The 19,771-nt window shown below is 46.1% G+C and carries 16 protein-coding genes; 5 read left to right on the forward strand and 11 right to left on the reverse strand.

The window, feature by feature from the left end:
• Positions 1 to 77: 77 nt before the first annotated feature.
• From G395_RS0102855 to G395_RS0102890, 7 genes are all read right to left on the reverse strand, one after another.
• Complete coding sequence (locus G395_RS0102855; RefSeq protein WP_026628688.1) at positions 78 to 1,223, reverse strand: beta-1,2-mannosidase; 1,146 nt, start codon at positions 1,221 to 1,223, stop codon at positions 78 to 80.
• Between the two features lie 79 nt (positions 1,224 to 1,302).
• Entirely contained in the window at positions 1,303 to 1,899 is a 597-nt protein-coding gene (locus G395_RS0102860; protein ID WP_026628689.1) for a YceI family protein, read from the reverse strand.
• A gap of 67 nt (positions 1,900 to 1,966) precedes the next feature.
• The gene (locus G395_RS0102865; RefSeq protein ID WP_026628690.1) at positions 1,967 to 2,518 is read right to left on the reverse strand and encodes an RBBP9/YdeN family alpha/beta hydrolase; all 552 of its coding nucleotides are present in this window, start codon (positions 2,516 to 2,518) and stop codon (positions 1,967 to 1,969) included.
• Positions 2,519 to 2,542: 24 nt separating this feature from the next.
• Positions 2,543 to 3,628: a formylglycine-generating enzyme family protein gene (locus tag G395_RS0102870; protein WP_026628691.1), complete on the reverse strand. Its 1,086-nt coding sequence runs from the start codon at positions 3,626 to 3,628 to the stop codon at positions 2,543 to 2,545.
• An 8-nt stretch (positions 3,629 to 3,636) separates the two neighbouring features.
• Positions 3,637 to 5,091, reverse strand: coding sequence for a phytoene desaturase family protein (locus G395_RS0102875; protein WP_026628692.1), 1,455 nt, complete (start codon positions 5,089 to 5,091; stop codon positions 3,637 to 3,639).
• Positions 5,092 to 5,101: 10 nt separating this feature from the next.
• Positions 5,102 to 6,595: a sulfatase family protein gene (locus tag G395_RS0102880; RefSeq protein ID WP_374754369.1), complete on the reverse strand. Its 1,494-nt coding sequence runs from the start codon at positions 6,593 to 6,595 to the stop codon at positions 5,102 to 5,104.
• 276 nt (positions 6,596 to 6,871) lie between these two features.
• Positions 6,872 to 7,489: a DUF4142 domain-containing protein gene (locus G395_RS0102890; RefSeq protein ID WP_310588840.1), complete on the reverse strand. Its 618-nt coding sequence runs from the start codon at positions 7,487 to 7,489 to the stop codon at positions 6,872 to 6,874.
• Positions 7,490 to 7,618: 129 nt separating this feature from the next.
• Here G395_RS0102890 and G395_RS0102895 point away from each other — a divergent pair, with 129 nt between their 5' ends.
• The 4 genes from G395_RS0102895 to G395_RS0102910 all read left to right on the forward strand — a co-directional run bounded on the left by G395_RS0102895 (position 7,619) and on the right by G395_RS0102910 (position 12,384).
• Entirely contained in the window at positions 7,619 to 8,236 is a 618-nt protein-coding gene (locus G395_RS0102895) for a biliverdin-producing heme oxygenase (RefSeq protein WP_026628695.1), read from the forward strand.
• Between the two features lie 2 nt (positions 8,237 to 8,238).
• On the forward strand, positions 8,239 to 10,521 hold the full coding sequence (locus G395_RS0102900; RefSeq protein ID WP_026628696.1) for an ATP-binding protein: 2,283 nt from the start codon (positions 8,239 to 8,241) through the stop codon (positions 10,519 to 10,521).
• Positions 10,522 to 10,638: 117 nt separating this feature from the next.
• On the forward strand, positions 10,639 to 11,739 hold the full coding sequence (locus G395_RS0102905) for a DNA topoisomerase IB (protein ID WP_026628697.1): 1,101 nt from the start codon (positions 10,639 to 10,641) through the stop codon (positions 11,737 to 11,739).
• Positions 11,740 to 11,916: 177 nt separating this feature from the next.
• Positions 11,917 to 12,384 carry a ferritin-like domain-containing protein gene (locus G395_RS0102910; RefSeq protein WP_026628698.1) on the forward strand — a complete coding sequence of 156 codons (468 nt, stop codon included), beginning with the start codon at positions 11,917 to 11,919 and terminating at the stop codon, positions 12,382 to 12,384.
• Positions 12,385 to 12,468: 84 nt separating this feature from the next.
• Here G395_RS0102910 and lolA1 read toward each other — a convergent pair whose 3' ends face one another.
• The 4 genes from lolA1 to G395_RS0102930 form a co-directional block, all read right to left on the reverse strand.
• Entirely contained in the window at positions 12,469 to 13,119 is a 651-nt protein-coding gene (lolA1, locus tag G395_RS0102915) for an outer membrane lipoprotein periplasmic chaperone LolA1 (protein WP_051349933.1), read from the reverse strand.
• Between the two features lie 95 nt (positions 13,120 to 13,214).
• Positions 13,215 to 15,746 (reverse strand): FtsK/SpoIIIE family DNA translocase, encoded by a 2,532-nt coding sequence (locus tag G395_RS0102920; protein ID WP_026628700.1) that lies wholly within the window; start codon positions 15,744 to 15,746, stop codon positions 13,215 to 13,217.
• A gap of 34 nt (positions 15,747 to 15,780) precedes the next feature.
• Positions 15,781 to 16,812 carry a quinone-dependent dihydroorotate dehydrogenase gene (locus G395_RS0102925; RefSeq protein ID WP_026628701.1) on the reverse strand — a complete coding sequence of 344 codons (1,032 nt, stop codon included), beginning with the start codon at positions 16,810 to 16,812 and terminating at the stop codon, positions 15,781 to 15,783.
• Positions 16,813 to 16,866: 54 nt separating this feature from the next.
• Positions 16,867 to 17,064 carry a hypothetical protein gene (locus G395_RS0102930; RefSeq protein ID WP_026628702.1) on the reverse strand — a complete coding sequence of 66 codons (198 nt, stop codon included), beginning with the start codon at positions 17,062 to 17,064 and terminating at the stop codon, positions 16,867 to 16,869.
• Between the two features lie 265 nt (positions 17,065 to 17,329).
• Here G395_RS0102930 and G395_RS0102935 point away from each other — a divergent pair, with 265 nt between their 5' ends.
• A complete protein-coding gene (locus G395_RS0102935) occupies positions 17,330 to 19,759 on the forward strand; it encodes a TonB-dependent receptor (protein ID WP_229203924.1) in 2,430 nt (809 codons plus the stop codon).
• Positions 19,760 to 19,771: the final 12 nt, after the last annotated feature.

Here is a 19,771-nt window from a genome sequence, read left to right on the forward strand (position 1 = left end):
AATAAGTTTGTTTTGTTTACACCTGATATACGCCTTCAAAATTCCAATCGATCAATGGCTTCAAAATAATATACGCATCAAGGCAGCGGGTCGCCTGGGGTTTTGGTTTTTGGGTCGTAGACAGCCACTCCTACCCGGGAGTCGGCGCAGCCGTAGTAAAGGAGCCATTTATTTTTGAAATACACCATTCCTTCAATGAAAACAGTCCCTGCAACATACTGACCGCTTTTTTCGAATGATTCCATAGGACGGAAAAAGGGAACGTCCAGCCTTGCGAGCACTTTGGAAGGATCATTTTTATCAAATAAAACCTGACCTGCACAGTAACTATTCGGCGTGAAACGCTTGTCGCCGTCTTCGCCTTTGTCGTTTTTACCATTGTATAAAAGGACGATTCCCTTGTCCGTCACGATCGCGGGCGGGCCACATTCTGTTAAGTTGCTGTCAAAAAAACCTTTGCGCGGAGAAATCAGGTTGACCAGATTTTCGTTTTTGTCCACCAATGGCGTCCAGTTGATCAAGTCTGTGGAGGAAGCCAGATTAACATTAGCCTCTCCGAAATAAAGCCAGTATTTGCCATTGATCTTCGCAATCACCTGCTTATCACCGACCAGCTTAGTTACGATTGAGCCTGATTTTGACCAGATTTCATTGAATTTACCATTGAATGCTTTTGTAAATGCAGGCCCGTGCTTTTCCCATTTCAATAAATCCCGCGAAGTGGCGATGCCTAGCCGCGCTTTGTCCAGGTTCCATTGTGTGTAAATGATCACATATAAACCGTCTTCGGTGACTGCCACGCGCGGATCTTCGCAACCGCCCGGCCATTCGTTCTTTTTCTGGTTGTCCTCGGCGGGATACAAAACGGGTTCTTTGCGTCTTTTGAATGTAATTCCGTCCTCGCTTTCAGCGTAACCCAGGCGCGAAGTGCGCTTTCCGATGGCTCTTCCGGCTTTATCTTCCGCGCGATACAGGACGACGATTTTGCCGTTTTTGATTGTTGCGGCGGGGTTGAATGTATCATTGGATTCCCAGTCAACCTGCTTTTTGTTCATCGGGCAGAAGAATGTCGACGTGGAATCGGGTGAAATGACGGGGTTTACGCCGGCCGGGCGCTGGAAACCGCCGAAGGTCCAGTCGGGAAGCTTGTTTTCTTTTTGGGCAAAAGCGTTTCCTGAGAGCAATAGCAAGCTGATGGAAAGCCCGGTAAAAAATCTTTTCATGGATATAGGTTGTTAAAAAAAAATCCGGCTCGAATGAATCGAGCCGGATTATACAAACTTTTCTTAAAATTACCTTATCTTATTTGTTCGCCACCAGGTTCACATCCAATGTAAAATCATTGTCGATCGCCTTGTCTCCCAGGTTTTCGAAGAAGTTGGAAGAGCGGAATTTGATGTCATACTTGGTGCGGTCCACGGTTACTTTTGCAACAGCAGTCACTTTCTTGGCATCCGCCTTCACCGTTGCAGGAAATTTCACGTCCTGAGTAATGCCTTTGATGGTCAATTTACCCGTTACATCATAAGCATCACCACCTTTTGGTGTAACAGAAGATATAACCAACTTAGCCTGAGGATGTTTCTCTACTGAGAAGAAATCATCACTTTTCAAGTGGCCGGTCAGTTTTCCGTTCATTTCTTTGTCGGTAACATCTGTAACAACCAATGATTTCACGTCGGCTACAAATGTTCCGCCTTTCAGCTTGTTACCGTCAACGATCAGCGTTCCGCTTTCGACTGGCACACTGCCTGCGTGCGTTCCTGTCACTTTTTTAGCTCCCCAGGTTATTGTGCTGCTTTTTGTGTCAACGGTAAGTGTTTTGTCAGCAGCTTTTTTATCAGGGCCAGCCATTGCAGCGGCATTGAACAGCAAACCGGCAAAAACGAAAACAAACATTTTTTTCATAGTCATTCGATTGTTAAGTGGTAAAATTGATTTGTAAGATAAGAAGATAAAATAAAAATTATTCAGCAAGTTTAACACCGCTCAGGCTTTCCAGTATTGCCTTACCCTCTTTCCAATCTTCCAGACCTGAAACCGCATTGATATGTCCTTTTTTTCCAATATTGATAAATTCGCTGCCCCAGTTTTCAGCAAATGTCTTTGACCTGCCTATGGTTGCGTATATATCATTGGTGCTCGCTACTACGACCGTTTTAAATGCAAAAGGTTTAACGGGGATTGGTGTAAATTCCACAACAAAGTTTAAACGCTTTGACATTTCGGCATCGGCAGGTGCAACGAGCAATGCTCCTTTAATGTGAGCCGAACTGTGCTGCTGCGCCCAGTGAGCAATGGTAATGCATCCCAAACTGTGCCCTACGAGTATGGTAGGACCTGTTAGGTCACTGATTTGTTTATCCAATTGTTTCACCCAATCCTCTTTTACCGGCCAGTCCCAGTTTTCCTGCTGCACGCGGCTGAACTGTTGCGGATATTGCTGTTCCCAGATAGTTTGCCAATGCTGCGGACCCGAGCTGGCCAAACCAGGAACGGTTAGAAAATGCATACTCATGCTTATGAATCTTGACTGAAAAACTTAAATTTTATCCTTCACACAGCGAAACCCCAGGTTGTTGCTGCCACTGGTGACCTCGCCTTTGCCACGGCTGCCGGCTTTGTAACGAATGCAATAATCATCGCTGCAAAGAAAAGAACCGCCGCGCTGCACGCGCTTTACCGCACCCGGCTCCTCGGGATCGTAACTATCCGAAGGGCCTTTGGGGTTACTCTTGGGGCTTTTCTGATAGTAATCGGGTCGGTAAAGATCTTCGCACCATTCCCACACATTGCCATCCATGTCGTACAAACCGTAAGGGTTGGCGGGGAATGTCTGCACAGGCGCGGCTGCGATGAAGCCATCTTCTTTTGTGTTTTTGTCCGGAAAACTTCCCTGGTAAATGTTCGCCACCCATTTGTTTCCGGGTTTCAGCTCGTCGCCCCAGTAATAGGTGTGGTTCCCTTTGCCTCCTTGAGCTGCAAACTCCCATTCTGCCTCGGTAGGCAGCCGTTTGCCGGCCCATTTGGCATAGGCGGCGGCGTCTTCGTAGGAGACGTGCGTTACGGGATAATTCTCTCGGCCTTTGATCGAGGATGATGGGCCTTCGGGATGCGCCCAGTTGGCTCCGGGCACGTAATTCCACCATTGCAGGGGGTTATCCAGGGAAACTGCTGTTTTTGTTGGTGTAAAAACGGCGGAGCCCGGAACAAGTTTATCCACCGGGACGCCGGGATAATCGGCTGGGTTCAATGGCCTTTCCGCCACTGTTTTATAATTGGTTGCCTTTACAAAAGCTGCATATTCTGCATTGGTAACCTCATGTTTGTCTATATAAAAACCATTGACAGTAACTTCGTGCATAGGTCGGGAATCGGGAAACTCGTCGGCTCCCATCAAGAATTTACCGCCGTTTATCCATACCATTGCGGCTGTATCTGCTTTTCCCTCAGCAATGTAGCTTGCATTCCTGATTGCCGATGCCCTGGATGGAATCCCATCAGCGATGCAATGCGCGAGGCTGTCTGCTTTCCTTTCTTCCGCAGTCTGCTTTTTATCGCAGCCGGTTATGGAAAGGATTATTATTCCAATAAAAAAACCAATGTGAATGGTCTGCAAAAACTTCATATTCCGATTTATTTTACGCGCTCTGTTGTAATGTCATCGATCTTGAAAACATCCTTCAATGCTTGCATGGCAGCATGATGCCCGCACATGCCATGCACGCCACCACCGGGCGGGGTGGATGATGAACATAAGTAAACGCCCTCAGCGGAAGTGCGGTAAGGAGAAACCTGCAAAGTAGGCCGTGAATATAACTGCAAAATATCCTGGACGCCTCCATTAATGTCCCCACCAATGTAGTTGGGATTATAGGCTTCCATTTGTACGGCGTTCATCGTATGCTTTTCCATGATCGTATCCCGAAACCCAGGCGCAAAACGCTCCACCTGATCCTCTATAATGGTTGTCATATCCTTATCCGAGCCGTTGGGAACGTGGCAATAAGCCCAGGCCGCCTGCTTTCCTGCCGGAACGCGTCCCGGATCAAAAAGGCTTTGCTGCGCCAGCAATACGAACGGTTTATCAACATGCTTCCCCCGGTCCATGCTTTTCTCACCATGCGCAATTTCTTCAAATGTATTGCCCAAATGCACCGTGCCGGCTTTTCTACATGCGTCGGCTGTAAAAGGGATAGGCTCGTGCAATGCCCAGTCGATTTTAAATACACCCATCCCATGACGATACTTTTCCAACCGTTTGCGGTAGGTAGGGCTTAGTCTGTTTCCGGCAATTTTTAAAAGCTGCCTGGGCGTAATGTCCAGCAAAATTGCTTTGGCGTCTGGCAACTCGTCCAGCGATTTTACTTCAAAACCGGTTTGGATCTGCCCGCCTATCGACAAAAAGTAACCGGCCAGCGCATCCGCGATCGACTGGCTTCCGCCCTTGGGAATTGGCCAGCCGGCCAGGTGCGCACCGGCCATCAACATGATCCCAAATGCGGACGTGGCTATGTTCTGCAAAGGTTGTATTGCGTGAGCCGCCATGCCTGCCCACAATCCTCTAGCCTCTTTTGTCTTGAAAAGTTTACGTGTCCAGGTTGCAGGCGGAAGCGCTTTAAACCCGAACATGGCCAGATCGATGGGATGTTTTGGCCATTTCAGCGGTCCAAGGAGATCGGGAAGTAAACCCGGCAACTCCGTCACTAAGGGCTGCATGAAGTCGAGATATGCTTTTTTATCAATCCCTAAACCTTCCGCAGTTTCCATGACCGACTGGTGCAAAACGGCCGCCTTTCCATCATCAAACGGATGTGCCGCCGCAAATTCCGGCTGGATCATTTCCACACCAAAATCTTTCAAGGGCAGTTTCTTGAAAAAAGGCGACAGGACTGCAGTAGGGTGCACCGCCGAACAAATGTCATGTACAAAACCGGGAAGTGTCAGTTCAGCCGACCGCATGCCTCCGCCAATGGTTGGTTTGGCCTCAACGAGCAAAACAGACAGCCCTGCTTCCTGTAATGTGATAGCCGCCGCCAGCCCATTCGGACCGGCCCCTACCACTATCGCATCGTATCCTTGTTTGTACACAACCTTTTAATTAAACGTTTTTGCTTCCGGCTAATATTTTCAGCGCTTCTTCATCCTTATATTCTTTCATGAGCGCTTTCAGCTTTTCTTTCAGATCGGCGGTGATCTTTTCCGTGCCTGGCTTTCCGTAAATGTTGGAACCTTCTGTGGGATCTTTTTCCAAATCAAACAATTCCCATGAATCTGCTCCACCGTAGAAATAGGCCAGTTTGTACCGGCTTGTACGCAGCCCGAAATGCGGGAAAACATGGTGTGGCTCGGGGAATTCGTAATAATGGTAATATGCTTCTTTCCGCCACGGCGCTTTTGCATTGGGTTCGTCTTTTAATAGCGGCAAAAACGATTTTCCCTGGATGTCGGACGGGATTTTTGCACCGGCAATGTTCAGCACTGTCGGGGCCCAGTCTACATTTACGATCAGATCTTCTACTTTCTTGCCCGGCTTGATCATACCCGGATAACGAATCACAAATGGCGTTTTGAGCGATTCCTCATAAATGAAACGCTTGTCAAACCAGCCGTGCTCACCCAGATAGAAACCCTGATCAGAAGCATAAATGACAACCGTGTTTTTTGCCAGGCCTGATTTATCCAGGTAATCCAGCAGCTTTCCAATGTTCCTGTCCAACGAATTGGCCACTGAGAAATAATCCCTCAGGTAACGCTGATATTTCCACTCGGTTAATGCCTTACCAGTCAGCTTTTTGTCGGTTACTTCCTTTCCGACTTTATCATAATATGTTTTAAAAACCTTTTTTTGTTCGGGCGTGAAGCGCTTGTATGCATAATCATTCTCATAATTCACATCCACTTTCAGGTCCTGCTTCAACCGCATCGTCTTTTCAATGCTCATATCCTGCTGCATTGCTGCCCTCCGGCCTTTGTAATCGTCATAAAAATTGGCTGGGAGCGGGAATGTGACATCATCGTATGCACCCAGGTCCTGCAAGTCCGGAAGCCATTCACGGTGTGTAGCTTTGTGCCCCACGATCAGGAAGAATGGTTTGGCATTTTCCCGTTTTTCGAGCCAGTCAACAGAAAATTTCGTGATCAGGTCCGACACATAGCCATTATAACGCGTCGTATCATTGGGCTGTCCGATAAAATCGGGGTTATAGTAATTCCCCTGATCCGGCAGCACATTCCAATAATCAAATCCGGCCGGAAGACTGTTTAAATGCATTTTCCCGATCCAGGCCGTCTGGTAACCGCTTTGCTGGAGGGTTTTTGACAGCAAAGTCTGGTTCGTATCGAACCTGGTCCGGTCATTCCTTTTATAACCATTCGTATGGCTGTATTTTCCGGTTAGTAATGTTGCACGGCTCGGCCCGCAGATCGAATTTGTTACAATGTTGTTGGTTAGCAATGCGCCTTCGCGTGCTATGCGGTCAATGTTAGGCGTTTTGACCAGCTTATTCCCGTACGCGCCAATGCCCTGGTAGGCGTGATCATCGGAAAAGATAAATATAATGTTGGGACGGCTCGCTGTTTGAGCAGTGGCCATTTCGCCTGCGCAGATGATGGCAAGCAGTGTTAACAGGTTTAGGAAAAGAGGAAAAGCCTTATGCATTTTTCAATACTCTATAAAATTGGTAGACAAAATAAGCTGATGGTAAAGGAATTAACAAATATTTCTTTTCAATGCTGTAAATGAAACCTGTAAAAACGCCATCCTTGGTCACAAATTCAGTATTTCTTTTGATTATTCAATGGTTTGGAAACAAAAAAGCCGGAAACCCAATACGGGTCTCCGGCTCCTCAAACTATACTCAAACGGATATTATTTCATCTTATCCTTGATGCCTTGTGCCATTTCCAAATGGTGTTTCAATGTTGGCACTTTGCCGGCAGCCCAGGCTTTCACCTCTGCATCTTTGGCATCGCTTGCTGCTTCTTCAAACTCGCTAATATCTTCCTTGTGGTCATCCACCATGAAGGAAATGTAGTCTTTATCAAATTCAGCAGCTTTTTTCTTAGACAACTCATCTATTTTTTTCTGCTTCTCGTCGCTAACCGACATTGGCAAAGTAATGTTTTTCTGCTGGGCAAGGGCTTTCAGCTCTTCATTGGCTTTTCCGTGCTCGGTAGCCATATCCTTACCAAATTTTTTCACGTCTGCACTTGCAGCATTGGTTTGCGCCAATTCGCCAAGCTGTACTTCCAGCATACCACCGTCAGCAGCAGCAACTGCGAATTCTGAATCATCTTCCAGCTTTGTATCGTCAAGTTTTGCGTCATTTTGCTCTTCAGCAACTTCTTTACTATCCTCAGCTTTATTCGAGTTACATGCAGAAAATGTTGCCAATGCTGCAAACATCATCCCGCTTAATATTATCTTTTTCATAATTCGTTTCATTTTTTTGTGACAATGTATATAAATGTTAAAATACTGTGCCAACCGTGACCTGTTAGGGAGATTTTATTCGTTTGCAAAAGTTTATATATTTTTGTAACCCGGAAAGACTTATGCCTGGATGGAACAATTTTTGACTATTATTAAGCTGTATAAGAATTTCCATTTCCGCTTATGAATGAAGTGCCTAGTTTTCATTCCGATCAGGAGTCTTTTATTCAAAGTCTGAGAAAACAAACTGCGGTCAGTCACCAAAAATTAGAAGAGAATCATTTATCCAAAATGATTCTTGATGAGAAGGTCAGCCTTACAGATTATCAAAATTATTTGTCTGCCTTGTATGGGGTTACCGTGGGCTGCGAAAACTTTGTATTTACACAAATTAATGACATTTTCCCCGATCTGGATGCGCGTAGACGGTCATATCTCATCATACAGGACTTGCAGGCCACGGGTTTTTCCCAAACACAAATAGACGCGTTGCCCGTTTACAGGTTCTCTTTTTCTTCTCTTGCTGAAAACGCAGGCGCTATGTATGTGCTGGAAGGCTCGACGTTAGGAGGCCGAATTTTATATAAACACATTCACAAAATGCTTGGCCTGACCCCGGAAAACGGATGCTCCTACTTCTGGGGATACGGAGAGCAAACCGGCACAATGTGGAAATCTTTCATCTCAACATTTAGCCGATTCGCACAAGAGACGGGGCAAAGTGCGGAAATAATACAAGGAGCTGAGAACACATTTACAATCATAGACAATTGGCTTGACGAAGCAGTAATTGAAAAGTAAGAATGAACATTAAAGACATCGTGAATCGCGATCTTGTCAATTTGACAAACTGCGAAAGTGAACCCATCCATATACCAGGAAGCATTCAACCGCACGGCTTTATGCTGGGCGTCAATAGCCAAACTTATCTGATTGATTTTTGCAGCGAAAACAGTGGATCTTACATCGAGCTGACCCCGCAGGCGATTTTGGGCAAGACATTGTCAGACATTTTCCCTGAACAGGAAGCCGAGGATTTTAAGAACTATGCTTCCGAAGCGATAGATTCTGCAAAACCATTCGTTTTTTCCTTTAACGAGGTGCCCTATAACACCACTGTTCATAAGAGCAGTGAGACGCTTGTCCTGGAATTGGAGCCATTTCCGGACGGGACGATTAATTTACCCAACCTTTATAATCAAACACGGACTTTCGTGTCGATTATGGAGAAAACGAGCTATCTGCCTGATCTTTGCCAGGAAATAGCCGCTGAAACACGCGCTATCACGGGATACGATCGCGTGATGATTTATAAGTTCGATTCTGAGTATAATGGTGATGTGATTGCGGAAAGCAAACGGGAGGATCTCGTTTCTTTTGCAGGACAAAAATATCCGCATACCGACATTCCCGCACAGGCGAGGGAGCTTTATATCCGTAATCCATTGCGGATGATCGCCGATATCAATTACAAACCCGTCCCTATCCTGACCCTGGACGACGCAAGTGAGAAGACCAATAAATCGTTGGATCTCAGCTTGTCTATCCTGAGAAGTGTTTCGCCTATACACATTGAATATCTGAAAAACATGGGCGTCGGCGCGACGTTGACCATTTCCCTGTTACAAAACCAGAAACTTTGGGGGTTAGTAGCTTGCCATCATTATTCAGCCAAGACATTACCACATTATACGAGGCTTTCTGCATTGCTGCAGGGGCATTTTCTTACTTCACAGATTTCGGTGAGGGAAGTCGCCGAAGAATTTGAAGTAACGCAGAATGTGGACAGATCGCTGACAGAAATGCTCGCCAACCTGCATGAGAACAACCAGTTTTTTGAAGAATATCATAGTTCAGATGCGCTGCTAAAACTCGCTAATGCATCGGGTGCTGCTATTTTTTATAATAACAAACTGTATAAAAACGGCATTACGCCCGTAGATGAGCAGCTGGTTAAACTGTTCCATTTTCTTGCCAACAACTACAAATCCCAGGGCCTGGCAACGCACAGCCTGAGCGACCAATATCCGGATGCCCATGCCATTTCGCAACAAGCGGCCGGGGTCGTATATCATGCATTGCCAGGAAATGCCGATGGCATTATCTGGATGCGGCAGGAGAAAGTTGAAACCATCAACTGGGCTGGAAACCCGGATAAGGCGGTGCTGCCTAACGAGGAAGGATTGCGCCTTTCGCCCCGGAAATCTTTTGAACGCTGGATGGAAGTGGTGAAAAATCAGAGTGCGCCATGGCGTAAGTCGGAGCTCCATGCGGCTTCGGGATTTGCTTATGCATTACAAAAACACATTAATTACCGCGTAATCCAAACCCAGGAAGACGCAAACCGTGCGCTGAACGAAGAACTGAAAACGGCTAATCAGGAACTGGCTAACCTCAACTGGATCAGCACGCACGATTTGAAGGAACCACTCAGAAAGATCCAGATATTTGCTTCGAAGGTGCTTGACCGGGAAGATCCGGATCTGTCTGCACAAGTGAAAGATTCGGTTGAGCGCATGCGTATCGCAGCCGAGAAAATGCAAAACCTGATCGAAGATATCCTCGCCTATTCCAAGGCTGGTAATTCGGAAAAGGTTTTTGAAGAAGTTGACTTAAATGTTGTCCTCAACAACGTGCTGGGTGAACTACGCGAAAACATTGAAGAGCGTAATGCATCGATCGAGACGCAAGAATTGCCCACATTAAAGGTGATCCCGTTTCAAATCCACCAGCTATTCCTGAACCTGATCAGTAATGCGATCAAATTTACGGACAGCGACAAACATCCGGAGATCAGCGTGAAACTGAGTGTTGCTAAAGGCAGCGACATTAACGACATCATTTCGCCGCAAAAAGAATTTTACAGCATTGCGTTTGAAGATCACGGAATCGGTTTTGAAAAGGAATATGAGCACCGGATCTTCGATGTTTTCCAAAGGCTTCATCCAGCGCATAAATATCCGGGAACGGGCATTGGTCTGGCCATTTGCAAGAAAATTGCCGAAAACCACAAAGGGTTTATTACCGCGCATTCAGAGCTGGGCAAAGGTTCGGTGTTTACACTTTTCCTGCCCGTAACCCGCTAAGTTTTCGAGTGAAATATTTCAAATGAGTATAATGTTCCTCATTGTAAACTGAAAAACGGCTCCGTTCAGACTGGTATTACTTTAATATAATCGGACACACAGTCTAAAGTACACTATATGTCGGTAGCCGTAGCAGTTGGGACGTTGACGGAAGCTCCCGTCATCACTGCAAAACAAATTAAAAAATTAAGAAAAGATCCTGCCCTTACAGCCGCTGCGGCAGGGTTAAATTATATTCAGTCTGGCAATGCGCCCGGTTTTCTGCGAAAAGGAAAATCACCCCGTTTTTATTATGTGGATAAAAACGGTAACAGGGCAAAGGACAAAGAACAGATCAAAAGAATCAAATCGCTGGTGTTGCCACCGGCATGGCGGGAAGTGTGGATCAGTGAGGACCCGGACACGCATCTTCAGGCAACGGGCATTGATGAAGCTGGCCGCAAGCAATACCGCTATCATCCGCACTGGAACCTGATCCGGAATCAAACCAAATACTATCGCCTGCTTACATTCTCGGAGGCACTTCCTTTACTCAGGGAACAGGTTGAACACGATCTGCGCAAGCATAATTTTGACCTGAATAAGTCCATTGCCCTGGTCATCAAGCTTATGGACAAAACCTGTATGCGGGTTGGTAACCAGCGTTACAAGTTGAAGCACGGTTCTTCGGGCATCACAACGCTTGACGCGCGATGCGCAACGGTAAAAGGCAGCACAATCCGGTTTATGTTTACAGGAAAAAAAGGCGTTAAGCAAGATATTACACTGAGGGACACGCAACTGGCAAGACTGGTAAAACAATACAAGGAAATGCCGGGAAAACGGCTTTTTCAATACACCCAGGAAAATGGCAGTCGCTGCTCGCTTAATGCTGGCCAGGTGAATGACTATATCCGAAAATACACGGGTTCCAATTTCTCTGCAAAAGATTTCAGGACCTGGATGGGCACCGTAACTGCATTCGAATATCTGAGCCATCAGGAAAAATCCGAAACTCAGCGACAGCTTACCAGAACATTAAACACTTGCCTGGACGTTGTGGCGGCACATTTGGGAAATACCCGGACGGTCTGCAAAAAATATTACGTCCATCCGGCGGTTTTCCGGGCTTATGAAAACGGAAAAATCCAAAGGTTCCTTAATAAGCAAGTGGAGGAAATGAAGCTCTTCACCCCGAGTGAACAACACGTAAAGTCTTTGCTGGCGCATCAGGTTTAAACACTTCCGGAAATGGCGACTCGTGCAAAAAGAGCAACATATACGTTGGCTACTGGCTTGTCTGCCGCCGCTTGGGAAGCATTTTTAGTGTCAATAAGGCAAATGGCACAGCATTTTATGGAAAGGTTTTTGAATTGCAGATACAAAAACTTATCACAAACTTAAAATAGCTTAGTTATGGAAACCAATGAAAATCTTGTTGAAGTACTGAGCGACCTGATAAAAATTAATAACGACCGTATCGACGGTTACGAAAGAGCAGTTGACGAAGTTGAGGACATCGACCTTGACCTGAGAGGGATATTTCAAAAGATGGCGAACGAAAGCCGTCAGAATATAGATGAGCTGAGTGCCGAGATCAGATCGCTGGGCGGAGAAGTGGCAACAGGCACTACAAACTCAGGAAAAATATACAGAGTATGGATGGACATCAAAGCAACATTTACAGGTCATGACAGGACTTCGGTTCTCGAAAGCTGCGAATATGGCGAAGATGCTGCCCAGGAAGCATATGATGACGCATTAGCAACAGACGCAGATCTGCCTGTAAATATCAGACAGATCATTGCCAACCAGAAGGCGGAGTTGTTGGAGTCACACAACCTGATCAAAAAATACAGAGATTTGCATCAGGCTGTCAACTGATAATCAGTGCACAATTTGCTTAAAATGAAAAAGGCGGCGGAATCAATTGATTCCGCCGCCTTGCTTTTTGTAGTCCTGACAAACTTATCTTAAATCGACAACTTCGACTCCGGGATACTGTTTTGCATTAAATGCGAAATAGCTGTCGGCGACTGTTACGTCCGGCTTGAAATCATTCAACGTATAAGTTACTTCCTGACCATTTTTCTGGAAAATCGTCCAGCTGCTGATAGACTTATCGGTCTTATTAACTGCAATCTGCACCTTATTCACCTGGCTTTCTTTCTTGGTAGGGGTTAACTCCACCACTTCCAGTGTTTTGGTGCCTGCCTTTTGTTCTTTTAGGAAAGCATATTTAAATCCCTTTTTATATGCCGTATAAATCTTAGTCGGATCCAGGTCGCCGGTGGCTGTCGGATCGAAATCCTGAAGATTCACTTCGTTGGTTTCTTTAATGTAAGTAGCCATCAGCTTTCCATCATTAAAAATCTCCTGACCAGCCATTTTCAACCTGAACTTTGTCCCTTTCACCGTTGCTTCACCTTTCAGCGGCTTGCCGCCTTCCGGTGTGTAAGTGAACATTGCTTTGAAAGATTTGATCTTCTGATATTTACTGCTCATTGCTTCCAGGATGGCCGACGATTTTTTGTCTCCCTGTGCATTTGCCGATGATGCCGACAAGCCCGAGATAACCATTGCTGCAAAGAAATAAGCGCCTATTCTGAAACTTTTCATATTAAAAGGTTTGGTTCCTAGTATGTTAAATAAAATGGTGTAAAACAGTGCTGTTACAAATTTTAGACCAATTGCAGCGAGGATGGTTTAACGGGCTAGAGTAACCCTCTCAAACGAAGGTGTTCTTCCAGGCCGCTCAGATCGTGGAACATGACGTCACGCGCCTTGCTTCCGGTGAACGGACCAACCACACCCAGTAATTCGAGCTGGTCCATGATCCTGCCTGCGCGGTTATAGCCGAGCTTCATTTTGCGCTGGATCAACGACGTGCTTCCCTGCTGGTGCGTAACAATAAGCCTGGCGGCGTCTGGCAATAACCCGTCAAAATCGTCGGGATTAAGGTCGGCTTTGCCTTCGGCTGCATCTTCGCCTTCATATTCCGGCAATGCATAGGCGTCATCGTAGCCTCGCTGTGCGCCGATAAACTCGCAGACGTCTTCAATTTCCCTCGTATCGATAAACGGACATTGTAAACGGATCACTTCCGAGTTGATTGCCAGCAGCATATCACCCTGCCCCACGAGCTGTTCGGCGCCACCCATATCGAGAATGGTGCGGGAGTCGATGCTGGAAGTTACGCGGAATGATAAACGTGCGGGGAAGTTGGCCTTAATAAGACCGGTAATAACCTTAACAGAAGGACGTTGCGTAGCAACAACGAGGTGAATTCCCACGGCGCGGGCAAGCTGTGCAAGTCGGGCAATCGGCGTTTCTACCTCCTTGCCGGCTGTCATCATCAAGTCGGCAAGCTCATCGATAACGAGAACGATGTAAGGCAGGAAGCGGTGGCCTTTTTCAGGGTTTAAGCGCCTTTGAGCAAACTTGGCATTGTATTCTTTAAGGTTACGAACAGATGCTTCTTTGAGCAGATCGTAACGCGAATCCATTTCTATACACAATGAATTCAATGTAAAAATAACCTTTTTGGTATCGGTAATAATCGCTTCTTCCGCATTAGGGAGCTTTGCCAGGAAATGTCTTTCCAGCTTGTTGAATAATGTTAATTCAACCTTTTTGGGATCCACAAGCACAAATTTCAGCTCGGCAGGATGCTTTTTATAGATCAGCGAAGCAAGGATCACATTCAATCCCACAGACTTTCCTTGTCCGGTTGCTCCGGCCATTAGTAAGTGAGGCATTTTTGCAAGATCGACGATGTGAATGTCGTTAGAGATTGTTTTCCCCAGCACAATCGGCAGATCGTAATTCGCTTTTTGGAATTTTTCACTTGCCAAAACCGAGCGAATGAACACGGTCTCACGGTTTTTATTTGGCACCTCAATCCCGATTGTTCCTCGTCCGGGCATAGGAGCAATGATCCTGATACCAAGTGCGGCAAGGCTCAATGCTATATCGCCTTCGAGGTTTTTAATCTTCGAGATCCTCACCCCTGCTTCCGGGATGATTTCGTATAATGTTACAGTCGGCCCGATTGTGGCTTTAATCTTCGAAATGTTGATCCCGTAACTTCCGAGCGTATCAACAATCCTCGTTTTATTGCTTTCCAGCTCTTCCTGACTTACTTTTTCATGCTGGTTATCCACCGCATCATTCAGCAATCCTATGCTTGGAAACTGGTAAGTCGGCAGATCGAGCATCGGATCATACTGACCGAATTCGCGCAGAACCGTCGCATTAATGTCCTCATCTTCAAACTCTTCCTCTGCCTGTCCATTGGAATGATCTGTTGTATCTTCCACTTCAAGTTCAAGTTTCAGCGGAGCAACCGGTGCCGGCGCCACAGGAGCGACAGGCGCAACCGGAATGACAATCGGGGCAACCTCAGGAACAACCTCGACTTTTGAAACCGTTTCCAGCTCCACTGTCTCTTTTACAGGTTCTTTCTCTTCAAATTCTTCATCGTCGTATGTATCATTGACAACAGACGTAAACGTTCTTTCCTCAGCCACAACCTTTTCCTCCGATCCGGGCGCTACATTATTTTCTTTTGCCTCAGGCACAACGTCCGGTCTTGCATTTTTCAACTGCCAGGCTTCATAGGCTGATTTCGCATCATAAAAGAAAACAGCGAAAACGAACATGGTGAAAATGATCGGGATAACGCTTCCCCATTTCAGCCAGTCGAAAAGCACGACGTTAATTGTGTAACCTATGCCGCCCGAAACAAAGCTTAATGTGTTTTCCTTATCGCTCATCAGCACCACATAGCCCATCATGACGCTTAGCCATAATGTAAAGAAAATCACTTCCTTAGTGGTTCGGGTCAATGATAAAAGCTCCTTTCCAAAAGCCATTTTCCAGCCTGCAATGAATGGCACAAGCGGAAGCAAAAGCGCGCCTACGCCAAACCATCTGTACACGAAAAAATGAGAGACAACTGCTCCGAGCACGCCAAAAAAGTTACGCGTCTGGCGCCCTGCGTCGCGAATGGATTCGCGGCCCAGGCCATCGATCACGCTCTGGTCCGAAAGGCCGGTGATAATGTATGAAAGGAAAGAAATTTCCATGATGAGCCCCAGCACGATGAAAAAGGTGCCCCAGGCCAAAATATTCTTTGGATTGGAAAAAATATGGTTCCAATCTAACGATATGCGAAAGCCTGGACTGGATGTTTCTTCTGATGTTTTCGGGCGCTGAGTATTCCCCCTAAGCTTATTTACTGACATTTATCTTCAATTCTTGGGATGCGTGTATCAACTCTTATCTTCTGACCAGCGATTTGCAAATGCTTTTGACCAAACCGGGCCCTTCATAAATAAAGCCTGTGTAAAGCTGCAACAGGCTTGCTCCTGCATTTTTCTTATCGATGGCGTCCTGCGCCGAGCCGATCCCTCCTACCCCAATAACCGGAAATGCGTGATTCGACTTGTCACAAATGTAACGAATTACTTCCGTCGCGCGGTGTGTAAGCGGCGCTCCGCTTAGCCCGCCGGCCGCGGCATTTGCAATTTCCGCCTGACTTGTGCGCAGGTCCGCACGGCTGATCGTGGTGTTGGTGGCGATAACGCCCGCGATGCCGGTTTCTTTTACAATGTCAATAATATCATCGAGCTGGCTAAACGTCAGGTCCGGTGCGATCTTTAAAAATATGGGTTTGGGATTAAATTTTTCGGTGTTCTTTTTTTGGAGTTCGCGGAGCAGCGCCGTAAGAGGCCCCTTTTCCTGCAAGTCGCGGAGCCCTGGCGTGTTGGGCGAGCTTACATTGACTACAAAATAGTCTACCACATCAAACAACTGCCTGAAACAGATCAGATAATCGTCCAGCGCCTGATCGTTCGGGGTATCTTTATTTTTTCCGATATTTCCTCCTACCAGGATCTTTGATTTTCGGTTTGCAAGCTTGGCAGCAGCAACTGCCGCGCCTTTGTTATTGAAACCCATCCTGTTAATGAGCGCCTTATCTTTTTTTAGCCTGAATAATCTTGGCTTATCATTTCCAGGCTGAGGCCGGGGCGTAACCGTTCCGATTTCAATAAAACCAAAGCCTAATGCTTCCAGCTCGTCGACCAATTCCGCGTTTTTGTCAAAACCGGCCGCTAGTCCCACCGGGTTACGGAATTTCAATCCGGCCACTTCCTGAACCAGGTCCGGGTGATCGAAAGTATAAAGTGATCTTAAAATTTGGGGTCCAAACGGGATTTTAAAAGCGAACCGCAACAGCTCGCAGACAAAATAATGGATGCGCTCAGCATCAAACAGGAAAAGTATAGGGGAAATAAGAATTTTATACATCCTGCAAAAATATGATCTTTCAGAAGAAGCCTCAGTCGGTTGCAGGATTTTTATTTAATACGCAAGCATTTCATCTAATGTTGTAGCTTTCAATTTGCCATTCTCGATTTGCTTAGCCTCTTCAAATCCGGTTTTAATGCTGGAGGCTATTTCAAAAGCTTCAAGCTTTCGCTCAACCTCTTGCCAATCCTTCAGTGGTAGCTGGACAGCGGTGACCTTACCTTTTGAGTTTGATACGAATTGTACGTTCATAGTGCTGATGTAGAATTTGATTAAGTAAAGATCGAAACATTAATTTCTATAACAAACAAGCAATAGCTATCTCCTTGAACTTTGAACCGCCAACATTCTTAATTTTTTTATAATTTTATGTAATTAATCAGATAAAGCACGCGTTACAAATGTTCCTGCCTGGATGGACCGGTTAACTTTTCCTGAACCCGGTTTTATCCAAAACACACGCCTCGTTGACCTTTTAAATAACTTAACTCCTAATAAAAATCTAAAACCTATACCCGTGAAAAGAACTCCGTTTCTTCATTTCCTCGCTCTGTTATTAATAAATCTTTCCCTCTTTACTTCGGCTAATGTCACTGCGAATCCTATTATTGGTTCAAAAAACGTGTACGTAGACGGTGGCAAACTGGTGGGGAAAATTATCGAATCCCCGAGCAATGCAGGCGTTAGCTTTGCGACGGTTGCGCTGCTTATGTCGAAAGACTCAGCGCTGGTCGGCGGGAGCGTTGCGGATGAAAACGGCATTTTTACAATCGCTAATGTGACACCTGGGAAATATGTTTTGCGTGTGACCAATATGGGTTATCAAACATTGTTTGTCCCCAATATCAACGTTTCGGCAGAAGCTAACCTGCTCGACCTGGGAAATGTAACCATCCTTCCGGCTGCACAAAAGCTGAATGAGGTGATTGTGAAAGGCGAGAAAAGCATGATCGTGGATGACATCGACAAGAAGATCGTCAACATTGGCAAGGATATGCTGGCAACCAGCAACAATGTAAGTGACCTGCTCGAAAAAGTGCCTGCGGTTTCACTGGACGAAAACGGAAATCCACAAGTGCGGGGTAAAGGAAATGTGGTGGTGCTGATCGATGGCAAACCTTCCAATCTGTACGGCAGCGACCTCCCTACCATTCTGCAATCTTTCCCGGCAAACCTGATCGAGCGCATTGACGTAATGACAACGCCATCCGCAAAATACGAGGGCGAAGGCGCCTCAGGTGTTATTGACATTATCACAAAAAAGAGCAAAATCCGCGGCACAAATGGCGGCTTGCGCGCAAGCCTTGGCAATAGAAACAACAATAATGCATCCGGTAACCTGAGCTATCGCCTGGGAAAACTTGGCTTAAATGCTTCATTAAGCGGACAAACCAGGAATATGACCTGGAAAAGAAACCTGAGCCGCGATAACTTTATTTCCGACAACACTTCGCATCTTGAACAAACAGGAACAGGCCGTAACAAGGGTAAAAATGCATTTGGCCGCATTGGAGTGAATTATGATTTTAATGACAAAAATTCCATGGAGCTGGGCGTGAATTACTCCCGCGACCAGAGCCGTAACAACAGCAATCTTCTGAACGAAACTACCTTCTCGTCCGGTAATGCAGCCGAAATTTTTAAACGCCTGAACAACAGCAAAGGAAATGGCGAAAATTTGAATTTCAGTTTTGATTACCGCAAGAAGTTCGATGAAAAGGATCATCAGCTGACATTCACAACCAGCTATTCGCTGGGAGAATCGGACGGGGAATCGTATTACAATCAGGAAAGTGAGATCGATAGTTTAATGCGTAACCAGCAAAACCTTCGTGACAACAAACGTCATTCATTGTTCCTGAATTCGGATTACACCTGGCCTATTACCAAAAAAGCAACATTGGAAGTGGGTTTGCGGTCGCGGATGAGCGCGAACGACAACACCAATTCTTTTTACAATATGTCAAAGGAAACGGGAAGCTTTGTTTTTGATCCAAATATCAGCAATGTATTTGGTTACAAAGACGCGACTTACACGGGCTTTATGACCTTTTCACAAAAAACGGATCTTTGGGGCATGCGCGCCGGACTGCGGGTGACGGATTACAACCAGGACATCAACCAAATCAGTATCAACCGTGCATTCAGCGTCCATTTCCTGACCCTTGTACCAAGTCTCGCACTAACAAGAAAACTTGGCGAGTCGGCGCAGTTGAAGCTGAATTACAGCCGTCGCGTACAGCGTCCGGAAGCAGATTGGCTTAATCCTTACACGGACGTTTCGGACCCGAGGAACATTCAATCAGGTAACCCTGCGTTAAAACCTGAATTTACGCATAAGGCAGAAATGGGTTATTCCAATTACGAAGCAACTGGCGGCTGGGGACCTTCGCTGTTCATGGATTATTCCAACAATGCCATTACGCGCATCAGGACCATTGACGAAACTGGCATTTCCCTCACACAATTTGCCAATGTAGGCCGCGAACTTTCTTACGGGCTGGAAACCGATTTTTCCCAAACTGTTTTCAAAATCCTGAAAATCAATGGCAGCGGCAGGATCTATCGAAGCGAAGTCGTTTCCCAGGTTGCGCAAATTGACAACCGAACTTGGAGTTACTCGGGCAACCTGAACGCATTCGTGACGCTTCCGGCAGATTTCCGCGCGTCGGCTTACATTAATTATGAAGGGCCACGAGCCATTGCGCAAGGAACGCGTGAAGGTGTGCTTGTCGCCAACATGGGTATTCGCAAGGAGCTTTTGGAAAAAAAGGCAACAATTTCATTTAATGTACAAGACATATTTTTGTCAAGAGCTTACAAAAGCCAGCTTAACACCGCCACGTATTCACAAAACTCGCTCTGGCAGCAAACCAACCGCCTCGTTAACCTGACTTTCCAATACAGGTTTGGTAAAATTTCTGCAAACGGAGGCGATGACGCCTGATTAACATGATAA

Source organism: Dyadobacter alkalitolerans DSM 23607 (genome assembly GCF_000428845.1).
Taxonomy (GTDB): Bacteria; Bacteroidota; Bacteroidia; order Cytophagales; family Spirosomataceae; genus Dyadobacter; species Dyadobacter alkalitolerans.

What these genes read in the sequence shown, in the direction of transcription:
- G395_RS0102855 (WP_026628688.1), bottom strand. Translation starts at nt 1,223, where the DNA reads ATGAAAAGATTTTTTACCGGGCTTTCCATCAGCTTGCTATTGCTCTCA.
- G395_RS0102860 (WP_026628689.1), bottom strand. Translation starts at nt 1,899, where the DNA reads ATGTTTGTTTTCGTTTTTGCCGGTTTGCTGTTCAATGCCGCTGCAATG.
- G395_RS0102925 (WP_026628701.1), bottom strand. Translation starts at nt 16,812, where the DNA reads ATGTATAAAATTCTTATTTCCCCTATACTTTTCCTGTTTGATGCTGAG.
- G395_RS0102910 (WP_026628698.1), top strand. Translation starts at nt 11,917, where the DNA reads ATGGAAACCAATGAAAATCTTGTTGAAGTACTGAGCGACCTGATAAAA.
- G395_RS0102900 (WP_026628696.1), top strand. Translation starts at nt 8,239, where the DNA reads ATGAACATTAAAGACATCGTGAATCGCGATCTTGTCAATTTGACAAAC.
- G395_RS0102920 (WP_026628700.1), bottom strand. Translation starts at nt 15,746, where the DNA reads ATGTCAGTAAATAAGCTTAGGGGGAATACTCAGCGCCCGAAAACATCA.
- G395_RS0102905 (WP_026628697.1), top strand. Translation starts at nt 10,639, where the DNA reads ATGTCGGTAGCCGTAGCAGTTGGGACGTTGACGGAAGCTCCCGTCATC.
- G395_RS0102895 (WP_026628695.1), top strand. Translation starts at nt 7,619, where the DNA reads ATGAATGAAGTGCCTAGTTTTCATTCCGATCAGGAGTCTTTTATTCAA.
- G395_RS0102865 (WP_026628690.1), bottom strand. Translation starts at nt 2,518, where the DNA reads ATGAGTATGCATTTTCTAACCGTTCCTGGTTTGGCCAGCTCGGGTCCG.
- lolA1 (WP_051349933.1), bottom strand. Translation starts at nt 13,119, where the DNA reads ATGAAAAGTTTCAGAATAGGCGCTTATTTCTTTGCAGCAATGGTTATC.
- G395_RS0102880 (WP_374754369.1), bottom strand. Translation starts at nt 6,595, where the DNA reads ATGGCCACTGCTCAAACAGCGAGCCGTCCCAACATTATATTTATCTTT.
- G395_RS0102930 (WP_026628702.1), bottom strand. Translation starts at nt 17,064, where the DNA reads ATGAACGTACAATTCGTATCAAACTCAAAAGGTAAGGTCACCGCTGTC.
- G395_RS0102870 (WP_026628691.1), bottom strand. Translation starts at nt 3,628, where the DNA reads ATGAAGTTTTTGCAGACCATTCACATTGGTTTTTTTATTGGAATAATA.